Origin of the sequence: Methylophaga sp. UBA3603 (assembly GCF_002375335.1) — a bacterium.
Classification (GTDB): domain Bacteria; phylum Pseudomonadota; class Gammaproteobacteria; order Nitrosococcales; family Methylophagaceae; genus Methylophaga.
The window spans coordinates 379,232-393,674 of sequence record NZ_DFMC01000010.1 but is presented as its reverse complement, the minus strand read 5'-3'; the positions used below and the strand labels follow the sequence as shown (position 1 = coordinate 393,674).

Sequence of the window (14,443 nt, the reverse complement as noted above, 5' to 3'; positions counted from 1 at the left end):
TTTTTTAACGTGGCACTGTCAAGATGAGACTATTTTGACATATTGGGCGATTCAGTTATTTCGCTGTCGTTTTATGTTTAAATGCATTCGGTTTCAAACCTTGTCGAAAAATGACACTCTATAACGACTATGTCTTTACAAAACGTAGTGAAGGAAACGCAAGTGATGGAAAATCACATCATTGATGTGCGCAATCTGAGTAAAAAATATCCTTCCGGATTTCACGCTTTAAAGCAGGTCAATCTGCAAATCAAACGTGGTGAAATATTTGCCCTGTTAGGTCCTAATGGCGCAGGTAAAACCACGCTGATTAGTATTATCTGTGGCCTGGTCAATGTGGACGAAGGCCAGGTAGTGGTAGGTGGCTTTGATGTGGTTAAACAATATCGGCAGGCGCGTAAACAAATTGGTCTGGTGCCACAGGAATTAGCGATTGATGTGTTTGCCTTTGTCTGGAATACCATGGTGTTCAGCCGTGGTGTGTTTGGTAAGCCGCGTGATGACGCCTATCTGGAAGAAATTTTAAAGGCATTGTCGTTATGGGATAAACGCCATGCCAAAATTCAATTTCTGTCCGGTGGAATGAAACGTCGTGTGTTAATTGCCAAGGCCTTGGCACATGAGCCGGAAGTTTTATTTCTCGATGAACCGACCGCTGGTGTCGATGTGGAGTTACGCCGTGATATGTGGCGTTTGGTGGAAAAGCTACGCCAGCGAGGCACCACTATTATCCTTACTACCCATTACATTGAAGAAGCCGAAGAAATTGCTGATCGGATTGGCATTATTAATCATGGTGAAATTCTGCTGGTGGAAAACAAGCAGGATTTAATGAAAAAACTGGGACGCAAGCAACTTATCCTGCAATTACAGCACCCGATTACACAGCTCCCAGATGAGCTTAACGGGTTTGTTCTGCAACTCGGTGAGAATGGAAAAACGCTCACTTATGACTATGTCGATAATCAACCGACCAATCATGTGACGGAGGTGCTGGCGGCGATCCATCGCTCAGGCATCGAGCTAAGTGATGTGCAAACCAAACAAAGTACACTGGAACAGATTTTTGTCAGCTTGGTGGAGGATACAAAATGAATTGGTATGCCATTAAAGCCATTTATTTATCCGAGCTTCATCGCAGCTGGCGTACCCCGCTACAAAGTATTGCCTCACCGGTTTTGTCTACCTCGCTTTATTTTATTGTGTTTGGTTCAGCAATAGGTTCGGCGATGACTGAAATTAATGGCGTCAGTTATGGTGCCTTTATTATTCCGGGTTTAATCATGCTGATGGTATTAACTGAATCCACTTCCAATGCTTCATTTGGTATTTATATGCCCAAGTGGTCTGGTGCTATCTATGAAGTTTTATCCGCCCCGGTGTCAGCTTTTGAGATTGTAGTGGGATATGTCGGTGCGGCAGCCACCAAATCGATTATTCTGGCAATGTTGATTTTGCTCACCGCCAAATTATTTGTGGATTACTCGATTCTGCATCCGTTATGGATGCTGCTGTTTCTGGTATTGACCTGCATTACCTTCAGTATGCTGGGCTTTATCCTGGGTGTGGTGGCGGATGGTTTTGAAAAATTACAGGTCATTCCATTGATGGTCGTTACCCCGCTGGCGTTTTTGGGCGGTACATTTTATTCAATCAGTATGTTGCCGGAGTTCTGGCAGAAAGTGACCCTGTTTAATCCTGTGGTCTATCTGGTAAGCGGATTTCGCTGGAGTTTTTATGGCACGGCAGATGTCAGCATGACATTGAGCCTGGTGATGATTTCCACTTTTCTGATTATGTTTATGGTGTTTATCTGGTGGATATTTAAAACCGGTTATAAGGTAAAAGTCTGATAAATGGTTTAAATTCATTTCTTTACAGCTAATTGAATTAGTCTATAGCGCCTTAACCTTCACTGCCATAGCTGGTCCAGATGTTTGAAATGCCATTTTGAGGGATCTTCTGGGCCCTCAATGGTCTCCTTACAACTGGGCAAAGCGAGATCGATGACCTGTATTTGAATGGGCGCTTTTGAACGTAATGAAAAAAAGACTTTCACTTTGGGTTTTACCAGTGATGTCACGCCAGGTTCAATCACCACGGCCAACCTCTTGGAGGCGAGACGTACTAATGAGCCAACGGGATAAATGCCCACCATCTTTACAAAAATATTAAAAATTTGTTTATCAAAATGACCTTCCCATTTTGCCATTTCCCGAATGGTTCCAGCAGGATCCCAGGCTTGTTTATAAGCGCGTTCAGACGTAACCGCATCATAGACATCACAAATGGCTGCCATTCGGGAAAACAATGAAATTTCCTCACCTAACAGTCTATTCGGGTAGCCCAAACCGTTGATTTTCTCGTGATGATGTAAAGCGATATCGATGACCTCTGGTGCGGCACCTGAGTTTTCTAATAGCTTGGCTCCGGCAGCTGGATGCTTTTTCATGATGTTGTATTCTGCGTCAGAAAGCTTTCCAGGTTTGTTCAGTATTTCCAATGGCATCAGGGATTTCCCCAGATCGTGCATTAAGCCGCCTACACCAGCCAGCTTAACCTGATCTTCCTCCAAGTTGAGTTGGCGAGACAACGATATCATCAATGCACAAACAGCTAATGAATGCATGTAGGTATAGTCATCGTGGGTTTTCAGGCGAGCGACACTGAGTATGGCCGCTGAATTTTTTTGTACCATCAAATCAATTTCATTCACTAGCGGTAAAGTTGTCTGCGGATCAATTGCTTTGCCGAGCCGGGCATCTTTATACATTGCCATAACCTGTGGTTTAGCATCATTAAAGAGTCGACGTGCGCGATTAATATCGTCTTCCATTGATGATTCAACGACGCTTTGATTTTCAATGGCTTGGGATGTTTCTAAAGCATTCTCTGGGGATTCTTGCGTAGGTGATGGCGTTAAGGTAACTGTATTGTGTAAAGCTTCACCTTTTTCCTCATCGATCCAGACATCTGTAATGCCTGCTTCAAGAATGCTTTTAATATCTTCGGGATTGGTTAATAAAAAACTGCTGCGAAAAAACGGATGCTTTAACCATGAACCACCCAGTTTTTGTATATACATGCCCAGTCGGAGATCAGTTGAGGCAATGCGTCTATTCAAAATTTAATACCTTTCTTGTGTTCATTTTTGAGCGCATTGTATATAGCTTATATGTGAAAAAAATGTGTTTTATCACCAATTTTTTTGTTTTAGCGGTACTTTCAGGAAAATCCCTGGCACCATGATTCGGTATCCTGGATCAAGGATTACCATCAGGGGTGTTAGTGGTATTTCTCTGAACGTTTTTGAACACATTCTGAATGACTATTTGAGATGCTGTCGTTGTAAGACTGAATTCAGCAGTTTACAACGTTAGAATAGACGCAGAGAAATGATGGTGCTACTTTGGGAATGCAATACAAGGCAGGTTTTATCTAGGTCGCCAGGACTCTGGCAAATATTTATTGCTAAGCAGTCTGAATGATGAAAAGTTGTATTAATACAAACATAACAATAGATATTAATTACCGATGGATAGAGAGATGCAAAAAGATAGTCAACACAGCGAAACGGAATTGGAAAATCTCTTAAAGCAATCAATCGCGGAAGGATTTGTAGAGGTTCCTATCCTGCCGGAAATTGCGAATAAAGCTTTTATGCTGGCCAATAATAAAGAGTCAGATGCTAGTCAGATGGCCCAGTTAATTCAAACTGATCCCTCACTGGCCGGTCATGTGATGCGTATTGCCAATTCCGCAGCTTATACGCCGATGGCCAATCTGACTTCGCTGCAACAGGCCATTGCCCGACTGGGCATGACAACTATCAGTGAAATCGCCATTAGCGCCGTCATCAATGCAAAATTATTTAATACCCCGGGCTATGAGGACTATGCAGACCTTATTTGGCAACAGTCACTGGCGACATCACTGTGGGCTAAGGAGGTTGCCAGCCATTGCAACGTGAATGTTGAAGTGGCTTTTCTTGCGGGATTGATTCATTCAATTGGTCGCCCAGCCGTACTCCAAACGCTGATTGATCTTGCCGAGCAACGCAATTTGCCTTTGAACGATGAAATTGTTCATCAGCTGGAAGATAACTATTGGCTGATAGTTTCGCAGATGATCGTTATTCGCTGGCGTATGCCGGCTTTGGTCATTGAGACAATTCAGCATATTGAAACACCATCGACTGACAAAGAGGCAGGTCAATTGGCAGCAGTAGTAAACATGGCCAGATATGCTGCTGATGCTATGCTGAATGATGAGTTGGCGGATAATTTTCCTCAGGCAGCCATCGATATTGTTGAATTTGAGTCAGCAGATATTCAGAAATTATTAACCAAGAAGGAACAGATCAGCGAACGACTCACACAGCTGATGGCTTAATCATGGTGATTTCGGTATTCGTTTTTTAACGCCACATAATTCTGGCAAGCATAGTGAAAATAGTTCAGTTCGTCTTCAGTTAGCGGTCGAATTTGTTTAACCGGCGAGCCCAGATAAAGATATCCGGATTCAAGTTTTTTCCCCGGTGGCACTAAGGAGCCGGCACCGATAACCACTTTGTCTTCCACGACAACACCATCCAAAATGGTCGACGACATACCCACCAATACCTGATCACCGATTGTGCAGCCATGCAGCATCACCATATGACCGATGGTGACATCATTGCCAATGATAAGTGGATGGCCTTCGGGATTAAACTCACTGGCATGTGTAATATGCAGACAGGAATTATCCTGAATACTGGTGCGAGCACCTATTCTGATACGATGCATATCGCCACGAATCGACACCAGTGGCCAGACGGAGCTGTCATCGCCAATTTCAATATCGCCAATCAGTGAGGCCGTATCATCAATCCAGACCCGTTGACCCAGTTTGGGGCTGTTGCCTCGAAACGCTTTGATGACCATCAGACTAACTCAGCAGAGTTATACCGCATAACACTAGTAACGCGACATTCGCCAACAGGCCAATCATGAAAAACCAGGTTCTGGGACTGGGGTTTTGTTCTGTGGCAATCGCGTAATAAAGGACCATGTGAAGAATACGGGCGATGGCAAAGACCCAGACGAAAATACCCGTCCAAAAGCTATTGGCTCCGATAAGAACCGCCATAAAAGTCGTACCGAGCATCAGTGGAAGATTTTCCAGTGAGTTCATAAACGTACGATGTGCTCTGAACACAAAGGATTCATGGCTGAGGTTTTCCGGAATTTTGCCTGGAATAGCACCAGCTTGGGAAGCTTTGGTTTTACTGGCAACAAACCATTGAATCAGCAACGTGAGCAAAATGATAAACAAGCCAAGAAAAGTCAGATAATAAATAACCCCCATAGTCATTCTTTGCCTCGTAAGTTAGTTTTGAGATTATCGGCTTCAGTTGGAATTTATTTTCCCTGACAATCGCCGACCCGTTCCGCTTTATAATCTGTTTTCATGATCATCGGACCTATCGGCGTATTCATTTCACTGGTCATCTTGCCTTCCAGGTGGGTGCCATGAAACGTAGCGTAACCTTTAAATACTGTCGTCATGCCTTCAACATTACAATTTGCGGCGAAATCCACTCTCTCCCGGGTGATATCTGTTTGCGTCACATCACAGCTCTTCGGAATATTCAGTACATTAATACCTTTATCTAACTGTGATTGGGTTAAACACTCCTGATTGTTACTGGTTTGAGGCGGGACATTCATTGGTCCTTCCATTGTCGAAGTACTTTTGTATGACCATAAACCGGGTTTTAAATTTGGGGTTTCAGCCAAAGCGGGCAAAGCCAGGGCTGCAGTGATACATAAAGTTGAAAAATAAATGAAATAACGCACAGTGGTGTTCCCCTGATGTTTTGCTATGGTGGTCGTCATAAACTATGCCGATATTAAAGAATCTTGCCTGTGTGTGAGGGAGAGCGCAATAGCCTTAACAGGATCCAGATACTTATCCGTCTATTGGGATCAGTAGAATAATGCTGCAGAGTGAAAATTATGCGTTTTACTGAAAGTAGTGTTGGTGTATTTTTTTAATTATGTGTATACGCTTTTTTATACTTTCGAATATGCTGACGTCATTGAAAATAAGTCTTCCAGCTTGATAATGACTAAAGCTAAAAACAAGCGTCGCTAATATCGATTCGATTTTACATTGCTCAGGATTTGTTCTCGTATGATTGCATGATGATCTAAAACACAGAAGGGAGATAATTATTATGTCTTCGAAATATGTTTTAACTGATTTTCAACATTTACGTGATGAAATGGTTCGCAAGCAATTAATTAATCGAGATATAAGTTCTTCAAAAGTTCTTGAGGCCATGAGCGCTGTACCCCGCGAGCAATTTTTACCACTTGAAATGCGGGGATTTGCCTACGAGGATTCCCCTTTACCTATCGCTGAAGGCCAGACTATTTCCCAACCGTATATCGTGGCGCTAATGATAGACGCACTCAATTTGCAAGGTGGTGAACGGGTGCTGGAGATAGGTGTCGGCAGTGGCTATGCTTCGGCCGTCCTCGCTGAAATTGCCGATCAGGTTATCGGCATTGAGCGAATACCAACCTTGTCTGACCAGGCCAAAACAGTGCTTAATCAGTTGGGTTATAACAATATTAAGATTATCAATGCGAACGGCACTATCGGCTATGTTGAAGCAGCTCCTTATGATGCGATTCTGGTCTCTGCTGGAGGGCCGGAAATCCCCACAACATTAAAAAAACAATTAAAAATCGGTGGTCGACTGGTCATTCCGATAGGAAACCGTCTGTATCAGCGGTTATTGCGAGTGACACGTATTGATGAAAACCAGTTTGATGAAGAGGTGATTAGTCAGGTTCACTTTGTGCCGCTGATCGGGCAGGAAGGCTGGAGTGATGATCTGAATACTTCCTCAACAAAGCGCAGCTCCAGCGCTAGTCTGTCTGCGGGCAAGGATCAGTCGGAAAATGCTGTTCGTCATAAAACGCAAACAATTGAAGCCTTAATTGCTGAGGCAGCACAACCAATCGATACAATCGAAACGGTGGATCTCAGTCCACTACTCGATCGAATTGGTGAGTCTCGTCTGGTGTTATTAGGGGAAGCCACCCATGGGACATCTGAATTCTATCGGTTCCGTGCCCGCCTTACCCAACAATTGATAGAGCAAAAAGGCTTTAATATGGTGGCAGTTGAGGCCGATTGGCCAGATGCTGCCCGTATCGATCATTATGTTCGTGAACATTCGACACCTCCTTCAGAATGGCGGGCATTTGCGCGTTTTCCGACGTGGATGTGGCGCAATACGGATATGCAGGAATTTGTCGAATGGCTGCGTCGACATAATGCCATGCAAGCTAAACCAAATTTAAAAGTGGGTTTTTACGGACTCGATCTGTACAGCATGTTTTCATCAATTGATGAGGTGATTAACTATCTTGAAGCAGTGGATCCCCAGGCTGCAGAAATTGCTCGTGAACGTTATGGTTGTTTAACACCATGGCAATCGGATCCAGCCACTTATGGCCGAGCAGCTGCTTCGGGAGAATATAACAAGTGTGAAGATTCCGTGGTGGATATGCTGGTGAGCATAATGGAAAAACAGGCCGAATATATGGCAAACGATGGGGAGAGCTTTCTGGATGCGATGCAGAATGCCCGATTGGTGGCCAATGCCGAAGCTTACTATCGCAGCATGTATAAAGGTTATACCTCTTCCTGGAATATGCGCGACAGCCACATGTTTGACACCATCTGCTCCCTGTTGGATTTCAAACAGCAACATGATGAGAAGCCGGCGAAAATAGTGATCTGGGAACATAATTCTCATATTGGCGATGCCCGTGCTACCTCAATGTCAGCGAGAGGCGAGCATAATGTGGGGCAGTTATGCCGCAGTAAATTTGGCGACGACGCTTACCTGATCGGTTTTGGTACGCACGGGGGAACTGTGGCGGCTGCTGATAACTGGGGTGAATCAATGCAAGTAAAAACCATTCGTCCATCAATGGAAGGCAGTTGGGAACGTGTTTGCCATGACACCGACATTCCAGCCTTTATGCTCGGTCTGCGTAAACCTGAATCCAAGGAATTGAAAAAACACCTGCTTGAAGAGCGACCAGAGCGGGCTATTGGAGTGATTTACCGCCCACAAACCGAATTAACCAGCCATTATTTTCAAGCACGTCTCAGAAAACAGTTTGACGAATATATTTGGTTTGATCAGACTGAGGCCGTTACTCCACTGGATTATGAAGCGATGCAGGGTATGCCTGATACCTATCCTTTCGGTTTATAAAACATCTGCTCATACTGACAGATCGGGGTGGAGCCAAGGTGCCAGTGCATTGCTTCATGTAGACGACGACTTACAGACAGGCCACCTTTACAGGAGTACCCGTTTGCAATTGTAGGGATTCAGGTTCTAAAAAAACCAATTAATGGAGGGGGCAATGAGTGAGTTTGTTAAACCCGCAGCTGAATGGATAGCAGCGATTATCGAATTGTTGGGCGTGAGCATAATACTCGTTCTCGCTGTTTATGCTCTGACATCAGCCATTTATCAGCTGACACGGAAAAAAAATGAAATTGAATTCATCTACCGTCAAACACGACAGCGTCTTGGACGAGGTATTCTGCTGGGACTCGAGTTTCTAGTAGCTGCCGATATTATTCATACCGTGGCGGTTGAGCTAACCTTTAAAACAGTAGGAGTTTTAGCCATTATCGTCGTTATTCGGACATTTTTAAGCTTTACGTTAGAAGTTGAGCTTACGGGAAAATGGCCGTGGCAGGAAAACGGTAACAAATAACTTTACGGTATTAATGTCGAATGCTTAAAGCTTGCCAATAATGCCGTGACCAATAGGTATTTTTAAGGCTGGAAATCATTACGCCCCGGGTAGTCGATGCATGTAAAAATTTATGGTCTTCCAGATAAATACCGACATGACGACCATTACGGAAAAATACCAGATCACCAGAACGTAGTTCAGCCCTGGGTATCTTTCGCCCGCTACGAATTTGCTGGTCGGTACTTCTGGGTAAATCGATACCAAACAGATCACGAAAAGTGATTTGTACAAAGGCAGAGCAATCGATCCCTGAGCGACTTATGCCTCCCATGCGATATGGTGTGCCATGCCATTCGTTATGCTGTTGATATAGCAGCAACATCGCCTGAATTTCATCATAATATTGAGCATCAGTCTCAGTTTGAAAAATGTGAGCTCTGTCTGGTGATTTGCTCGAAAATTTGGGGGCCGTTCCACAGCCCGAAAGCATGACAAACATTGGCAAAAAAACTATGCAAAATCGCCAATGTAACGTCATAAAAAATTTGTAATGTATTCTGATCATTAAGTGTATGGCTTCAAATTCTTAACTATTCACATAGATTAAAAACCATATAGTTCTATATTTACAGGATATTTTCATGTTTTTTGGCTAAATAACGGAAAAAGGGGGAGGATGTCTATTGAAAATATGATTAATTCTCTTCTAACACAATGTTAATCTCTCAAAATGAATGGCTGTTGTGTCGGCTTCACAAGACAAATTTGACTATGTTTAGGCAGAAATTTTAGCGCTGTCATAATTTTGCCATGAACTATCAGTAGGTTTTAACTACCAACACTCTATTTGCTGCACAGACAAATCTGTTTATATTTAGTGACTTGAAAAAGGTAATTGAATGACGGATAAATTTGCTGAATTAACGCTGCTAATCCTCATAGTTGGAGCAGCTCTTGCCTTATTTTCCAACATGAGTAAGCGATCTTTTTTAAATGATAATCATTGGAATGGTGAAATTGTTGCACTGACAATTATTACGCTGATCAGTATGGTGAGTTTTCCACTGATTGATGCCACGTTGCCCTGGCTGGAATTTGCAGATCTGCGATATTATAATGGAATAGCATGGCTAGGCCTTATAAAGGGCATTTTAGGATTATGGCTACTACATAGAGCTGTTCGTGATTACAGTGATATAGGCGAACCGCAGAAAAAATTTGTGGCTAAAGGAATTTATCGATTTATACGCTATCCGTTTTATTCTGCGCTTTTAGCCTTGGTTCTTGCCCAGCTTCTGTTAACACAGAATTGGCTGGCCGGCTTGGCCGGTTTAATCACATTCGCTTTGGTTTATTGCTTAAGAGTGCCACGTCAAGAAGAAGATGGGCTTGAGAAATATGGACATCATTATCTTGAATATATGTCGCAAACGGGGGATATCTGGCCAAGGCTCCCTTTTAAACACTAAAGTTGGGATAATATTTTCTTCAGCCTGGATGGCTATAGAAACCAATGAATTTAAAAACTGTTATGGAAAACAGTAATGCTTAATATTCGTCCGCTCTCTAGGGAGCGTTTAGCTTCCCTGATGGAAAATGCGACTGTCATTGAAGCGGACAAAAAAGGTATTAAAGTGGCAGTTTTGCCTGATGGGCAATACTTAAAATTTTTTTACCGCAAACGCTTTCTAAGTAGAGAGCTACTTGCACCAGCAGCAGTTAAGTTTGCCCGCAATGCTTATCATCTGACACAACTCGACATTCCTACATTGCAAGTAAAGGCTTTGCATCGCATTATCGGCGAAGCCCACACTGTAGCTATATACTCTCCCTTACCCGGACGTACCTTACGAGACATTGTTAACTCCAATGAAGCGGATGCAAATTTGATGTATCGCCTGGGAGTGTTTTTGGCGAGGGTACAGCGTCAAGGGATATATTTTCGTTCAATTCATCCGGGAAATATTATTGTAAACGGGATGGATTTTGGGCTTATCGATATTCTTGATATGCGTGTCCATTGGTGGTCTTTAAGTCGCTGGGCGAGACGTCGAAACTGGCGACATTTTTTCCGCTATCCTCATGAGTGGGAAAATCATGGAGACTTGATCCAAGCGCTTATCAAGGGCTATCGGCATTCTGCCGATCTGCCTTTGCGCGAGCTGAATTGGTTAGAACGAATTATTGGTAAACTTATTTCTATCTGATTTTTAGCCCTAACCAACTTATCGGTCAGATAAGGCATTTTTGCGTAAAATGCCCACACATGACGATCCTAAATAAAGCTTCCAACGAATATGATGTAATCATCATCGGTGCCGGTGCGGCTGGATTGATGTGCGCTATTGCTGCTGGTCAGCGTGGCCGGCGTGTGCTGGTAATTGATCATGCCAATAAAGTCGGCAAGAAGATCCTGATGTCTGGTGGCGGACGCTGTAACTTCACCAATATGTACTCCGCTCCGGAAAACTTTATTTGCAGCAACCCTCACTTCGTTAAATCGGCATTGAGTCGGTATACACCCTGGCATTTTATTGAATTGGTCGAGAAACATCAGATTGCCTATCACGAGAAAAAACTGGGGCAGTTATTTTGTGATGAGTCATCGAAAGAAATCGTACAGATGTTGCTGGCAGAGTGTGCATCGGCTGGGGTGAAAATTATGACTGATACGCCGGTTAAGGTGGTTGAAACCGGTGGTCAAAAATTGCTAGAAACCCCTCAGGGTAAATTACAGTGTGTATCGCTGGTGATTGCAACCGGAGGATTGTCGATTCCCAAAATGGGAGCAACCGGTTTCGGTTTTGAATTAGCCAGAAAACTTGATATCCCGGTGTTGCCCACACGAGCAGGGCTGGTACCAGTGGTGTTGGATGATCATAAACTCAAACCGCTTGCGGAGCTTAGTGGTATTTCATTGGATACCATCACAGAGGCTAATCAAAATTCATTTCACGAGAATATTCTGTTTACTCATCGTGGTTTGAGCGGTCCTGCCATATTACAGGCATCAAGCTATTGGCAGCCTGGCGAGACACTGAAAATCGATATGTTTCCTGGAATTGAATTGGCCGGTTATTTAGCTGAAATGCGTGTTGAAAAATCCAAAACAGCCCTGAAAACCATTCTTGCCGAAAAACTGACCCGCCGGGTAGCCCAGCTTTGGTGTGATCAGTGGCTTGAAGATAAACCGGTCGGTCAGCTTTCCGATGCAGATATCGAACATGTTGTATCACAGTGCCAGCCCTGGATATTGAAGCCATCCGGTACAGAAGGTTATCGAACGGCTGAAGTGACATTGGGCGGTATTGATACTGATGCATTATCTTCCAAAACGATGGAGTGCCGTAATCATCCGGGACTATATTTTATTGGGGAAGTGGTCGATGTTACCGGTCATTTGGGAGGGCACAATTTTCAATGGGCCTGGGCTTCAGGCTATGCCGCTGGACAGTTTGTCTGAAGAATATTGTCAGAAGTTTGAGACCCTATCTAAAAAAAGTTAATGTTCTATAACGAAAAGTTGCTTTCAACAGTGATTGAAATCGTTTATCACTATCACACTTATTCAATTGCAGGAGAGCACCATTGCTGGAATTTCTGACAGACGCTCAGGTTGTTACCGTGTTAGTGACCGCACTGGTGGTGGGACTGGTTGTGGTTTTTCATTATGAAGTGATTCAGCAATTGAATCGTTGGTGTCCGAATCATCCTTCCAGGACTGCAAAGCACCGTCACCGGCCGATTATATTGGCTACTATGTTTGTTTTGTTATTTGCACATATCATTGAAATCTGGTTATTTGGCGTGGCCTTTTGGGGTTTACTGAGTCAAACGGGGTATGGGTACATCAGTGGCTATGAGCATATTAGCCTGTTAGATAGCGTGTATTTCTCTGCCGCCACCTATACCACGGTTGGTTGGGGCGATTTGGCCGCTACCGGTCATATTCGATTTCTCGCCGGTACAGAAGCCTTAGTGGGCTTTATGATGATTACCTGGTCAGCTTCTTTCAGCTATCTTATTATGGCGCGGGCCTGGGGGAGTGAAAACGATTAAAATTAGCTAGAAAAATTAAGTATGTTATTTCAACTGTTCTGAAGAATAGTAATTTTTAAGGTGGTCGCTTTCTTTTCCTGCATAATTCTATTTGCTTACGTAGAAAGCTTCAGGAAGCTGATTTATTTTCACCTAAAACAAGCAAGGCTGTTTTGTCTGGATAATGATGGGTGGCCTTAGATAAGATTCTGTTCAGATTGATAATTTAGAATACGACAAAGATAAATTAAGGCTTGCGATACGCTTAAAACTGTGAAATATTTCACAAAAAAGTTTTAAGGATGCGACTGATGCGTATCGAACTTTTCCTTTCAGATGTTGCTGGACCCTGATGGTTCATAACACATCATTTTGGCTGAACAGCCTGCTTTCAACGCATTGGCTATGCCTTTACATACCCATTTCCCCCGATTGTCTGTCAGGACAATTCATCTCTTGCGGTTTTTCCCTGTTCTTTGAAAAGGAGTTCTATAAATGAATCCTAGAAAGCTCTGCGTGATTCTGATGCTGGCGGGTATGGCATTGCTGTTGTTATCACTGGTGTGGTTTTTTGTAGCCTATGCTTCCACTTTGGATACCATGAGCCGTTATGGTGATAGGGATGTCACTTTACAGTTGATGGCTTGCATCTATTCCACACCGCCGATTTGTCAGGGAGCAGCATCTTTAGGTGATGGTCCATCTTATAGTCCTATGTTGTTTTGGTTGGGTCTGCTTTTGTTTATTGCTGGTGTGATTGTATTTTTTGCGTTGAATAAACAGATAAACCAAACGTCTTTTGATCCTAAAACTGGGCAAAACATTACCAGTGACAAACTCTTGGGATTTATCGCGAGAGAAAAATACACCTACTACACTTATATTCTTTTTCTGGTTGGGGCCGGTGGTGGATTGTTATTACCGCCTCTGGCCATAGCGGCACTGCTGGGCTTTGTATTGGCAGTATTAGGTTATTTTCTCTATCCACAACAGTTAACCAGTTTGGATAAAAATCATCTAGCCGCGCTAAGTGTGGTGTATCTCGCATCGACCCTGTTGCTTTTGCTGACTATTGGCAGTGCTTTATTTATTCTGATTGCACTCGCTCAACTTATTTTGTATTACATCGGTTTTAACAGTTATCGGCTTGGCCACATTATCAATGCTAATAACATTAAAGAAGAAGCCATCCTTGCATTTAAACCGATACGAGAGCGTTTTTCCTCTGGGGAGAAAGGCTAATTTTGTCGTTTTTAATGATCGAGTATTAGAGGTAGCTTTATGAAAACTTTAAAAAGCGTATTGCAACCATTCAATTCCACACGTCTAATCCCTTTGCTATTGGCGATAACACTCACGGCCTGTGGTTCTGATTTTCAAGAAGGCGCCTATGTTGATCCACAATATGGCACAGGCTATGAATTTAATGCGGAAGGTCAGGGCCAGTTGATTGGTGGCGTTCCGGGCTCATATAGCTTTACTTATAAAGTGGATAGCGATGAAGTAGTAACGTCTGGTGATATCAATCTCACCTTTAAACGCATTGATACTAAAACCCTGGAACGACCTGATGGCACCCGGCTAATCCTAAAAGAAGATTAAGTCTCATGGAGGTCAGCATGGAA

Annotated in this window: 16 protein-coding genes; 11 read left to right on the top strand and 5 right to left on the bottom strand. The window is 43.3% G+C overall.

Annotated features, from left to right (window positions below; translation table 11 throughout):
• Positions 1 to 165: 165 nt before the first annotated feature.
• Positions 166 to 1,095, top strand: a complete 930-nt coding sequence (locus tag B4F66_RS12710; RefSeq protein ID WP_292411465.1) for an ABC transporter ATP-binding protein — start codon at positions 166 to 168, stop codon at positions 1,093 to 1,095.
• On the top strand, positions 1,092 to 1,853 hold the full coding sequence (locus tag B4F66_RS12705; protein ID WP_292353534.1) for an ABC transporter permease: 762 nt from the start codon (positions 1,092 to 1,094) through the stop codon (positions 1,851 to 1,853). The genes B4F66_RS12710 and B4F66_RS12705 overlap by 4 nt, the downstream gene beginning before the upstream one ends.
• Before the next feature lie 59 nt (positions 1,854 to 1,912).
• Here the strand turns inward: B4F66_RS12705 and B4F66_RS12700 are convergent, their stop codons facing one another.
• Positions 1,913 to 3,124 carry a cyclic di-GMP phosphodiesterase gene (locus B4F66_RS12700; RefSeq protein WP_292353535.1) on the bottom strand — a complete coding sequence of 404 codons (1,212 nt, stop codon included), beginning with the start codon at positions 3,122 to 3,124 and terminating at the stop codon, positions 1,913 to 1,915.
• Between the two features lie 422 nt (positions 3,125 to 3,546).
• Between B4F66_RS12700 and B4F66_RS12695 the strand changes: the two genes are divergently transcribed.
• On the top strand, positions 3,547 to 4,392 hold the full coding sequence (locus B4F66_RS12695) for an HDOD domain-containing protein (RefSeq protein ID WP_292353536.1): 846 nt from the start codon (positions 3,547 to 3,549) through the stop codon (positions 4,390 to 4,392).
• Here B4F66_RS12695 and B4F66_RS12690 read toward each other — a convergent pair.
• Genes B4F66_RS12690 through B4F66_RS12680 form a run of 3 tightly spaced genes read right to left on the bottom strand, consistent with a single transcriptional unit; the run spans position 4,389 to position 5,879 of the window.
• A complete protein-coding gene (locus B4F66_RS12690; RefSeq protein ID WP_292353537.1) occupies positions 4,389 to 4,925 on the bottom strand; it encodes a gamma carbonic anhydrase family protein in 537 nt (178 codons plus the stop codon). The two genes, B4F66_RS12695 and B4F66_RS12690, sit on opposite strands and share 4 nt — an antisense overlap.
• 4 nt (positions 4,926 to 4,929) lie before the next feature.
• Positions 4,930 to 5,355, bottom strand: a complete 426-nt coding sequence (locus tag B4F66_RS12685; protein WP_292353538.1) for an MAPEG family protein — start codon at positions 5,353 to 5,355, stop codon at positions 4,930 to 4,932.
• 47 nt (positions 5,356 to 5,402) lie between these two features.
• Positions 5,403 to 5,879 carry a DUF3617 domain-containing protein gene (locus B4F66_RS12680; protein ID WP_292353539.1) on the bottom strand — a complete coding sequence of 159 codons (477 nt, stop codon included), beginning with the start codon at positions 5,877 to 5,879 and terminating at the stop codon, positions 5,403 to 5,405.
• A 341-nt stretch (positions 5,880 to 6,220) separates the two neighbouring features.
• Between B4F66_RS12680 and B4F66_RS12675 the strand changes: the two genes are divergently transcribed.
• Both B4F66_RS12675 and B4F66_RS12670 read left to right on the top strand, forming a co-directional pair.
• A complete protein-coding gene (locus tag B4F66_RS12675) occupies positions 6,221 to 8,284 on the top strand; it encodes a protein-L-isoaspartate(D-aspartate) O-methyltransferase (RefSeq protein WP_292353540.1) in 2,064 nt (687 codons plus the stop codon).
• 154 nt (positions 8,285 to 8,438) lie between these two features.
• Positions 8,439 to 8,798: a DUF1622 domain-containing protein gene (locus B4F66_RS12670; protein ID WP_292353541.1), complete on the top strand. Its 360-nt coding sequence runs from the start codon at positions 8,439 to 8,441 to the stop codon at positions 8,796 to 8,798.
• Positions 8,799 to 8,808: 10 nt separating this feature from the next.
• Here B4F66_RS12670 and B4F66_RS12665 read toward each other — a convergent pair whose 3' ends face one another.
• On the bottom strand, positions 8,809 to 9,162 hold the full coding sequence (locus B4F66_RS12665; RefSeq protein WP_292353542.1) for an NlpC/P60 family protein: 354 nt from the start codon (positions 9,160 to 9,162) through the stop codon (positions 8,809 to 8,811).
• Positions 9,163 to 9,679: 517 nt separating this feature from the next.
• Here B4F66_RS12665 and B4F66_RS12660 point away from each other — a divergent pair.
• The 6 genes from B4F66_RS12660 to B4F66_RS12635 all read left to right on the top strand — a co-directional run bounded on the left by B4F66_RS12660 (position 9,680) and on the right by B4F66_RS12635 (position 14,420).
• A complete protein-coding gene (locus B4F66_RS12660; RefSeq protein WP_292353543.1) occupies positions 9,680 to 10,249 on the top strand; it encodes a methyltransferase in 570 nt (189 codons plus the stop codon).
• A 75-nt stretch (positions 10,250 to 10,324) separates the two neighbouring features.
• The gene (locus B4F66_RS12655; RefSeq protein WP_292353544.1) at positions 10,325 to 10,987 is read left to right on the top strand and encodes a BUD32 family EKC/KEOPS complex subunit; all 663 of its coding nucleotides are present in this window, start codon (positions 10,325 to 10,327) and stop codon (positions 10,985 to 10,987) included.
• A 59-nt stretch (positions 10,988 to 11,046) separates the two neighbouring features.
• The gene (locus B4F66_RS12650) at positions 11,047 to 12,243 is read left to right on the top strand and encodes a BaiN/RdsA family NAD(P)/FAD-dependent oxidoreductase (protein ID WP_292353545.1); all 1,197 of its coding nucleotides are present in this window, start codon (positions 11,047 to 11,049) and stop codon (positions 12,241 to 12,243) included.
• Between the two features lie 125 nt (positions 12,244 to 12,368).
• Entirely contained in the window at positions 12,369 to 12,839 is a 471-nt protein-coding gene (locus tag B4F66_RS12645; RefSeq protein WP_292353546.1) for an ion channel, read from the top strand.
• Positions 12,840 to 13,313: 474 nt separating this feature from the next.
• Positions 13,314 to 14,060, top strand: a complete 747-nt coding sequence (locus B4F66_RS12640) for a hypothetical protein (RefSeq protein ID WP_292353547.1) — start codon at positions 13,314 to 13,316, stop codon at positions 14,058 to 14,060.
• A gap of 39 nt (positions 14,061 to 14,099) precedes the next feature.
• The gene (locus B4F66_RS12635; protein WP_292353548.1) at positions 14,100 to 14,420 is read left to right on the top strand and encodes a hypothetical protein; all 321 of its coding nucleotides are present in this window, start codon (positions 14,100 to 14,102) and stop codon (positions 14,418 to 14,420) included.
• Positions 14,421 to 14,443 lie beyond the last annotated feature (23 nt).

What these genes read in the sequence shown, in the direction of transcription:
- B4F66_RS12710 (WP_292411465.1), top strand. Translation starts at nt 166, where the DNA reads ATGGAAAATCACATCATTGATGTGCGCAATCTGAGTAAAAAATATCCT.
- B4F66_RS12655 (WP_292353544.1), top strand. Translation starts at nt 10,325, where the DNA reads ATGCTTAATATTCGTCCGCTCTCTAGGGAGCGTTTAGCTTCCCTGATG.
- B4F66_RS12705 (WP_292353534.1), top strand. Translation starts at nt 1,092, where the DNA reads ATGAATTGGTATGCCATTAAAGCCATTTATTTATCCGAGCTTCATCGC.
- B4F66_RS12660 (WP_292353543.1), top strand. Translation starts at nt 9,680, where the DNA reads ATGACGGATAAATTTGCTGAATTAACGCTGCTAATCCTCATAGTTGGA.
- B4F66_RS12685 (WP_292353538.1), bottom strand. Translation starts at nt 5,355, where the DNA reads ATGACTATGGGGGTTATTTATTATCTGACTTTTCTTGGCTTGTTTATC.
- B4F66_RS12640 (WP_292353547.1), top strand. Translation starts at nt 13,314, where the DNA reads ATGAATCCTAGAAAGCTCTGCGTGATTCTGATGCTGGCGGGTATGGCA.
- B4F66_RS12670 (WP_292353541.1), top strand. Translation starts at nt 8,439, where the DNA reads ATGAGTGAGTTTGTTAAACCCGCAGCTGAATGGATAGCAGCGATTATC.
- B4F66_RS12665 (WP_292353542.1), bottom strand. Translation starts at nt 9,162, where the DNA reads ATGTTGCTGCTATATCAACAGCATAACGAATGGCATGGCACACCATAT.
- B4F66_RS12635 (WP_292353548.1), top strand. Translation starts at nt 14,100, where the DNA reads ATGAAAACTTTAAAAAGCGTATTGCAACCATTCAATTCCACACGTCTA.
- B4F66_RS12650 (WP_292353545.1), top strand. Translation starts at nt 11,047, where the DNA reads ATGACGATCCTAAATAAAGCTTCCAACGAATATGATGTAATCATCATC.
- B4F66_RS12675 (WP_292353540.1), top strand. Translation starts at nt 6,221, where the DNA reads ATGTCTTCGAAATATGTTTTAACTGATTTTCAACATTTACGTGATGAA.
- B4F66_RS12680 (WP_292353539.1), bottom strand. Translation starts at nt 5,879, where the DNA reads ATGACGACCACCATAGCAAAACATCAGGGGAACACCACTGTGCGTTAT.
- B4F66_RS12690 (WP_292353537.1), bottom strand. Translation starts at nt 4,925, where the DNA reads ATGGTCATCAAAGCGTTTCGAGGCAACAGCCCCAAACTGGGTCAACGG.
- B4F66_RS12695 (WP_292353536.1), top strand. Translation starts at nt 3,547, where the DNA reads ATGCAAAAAGATAGTCAACACAGCGAAACGGAATTGGAAAATCTCTTA.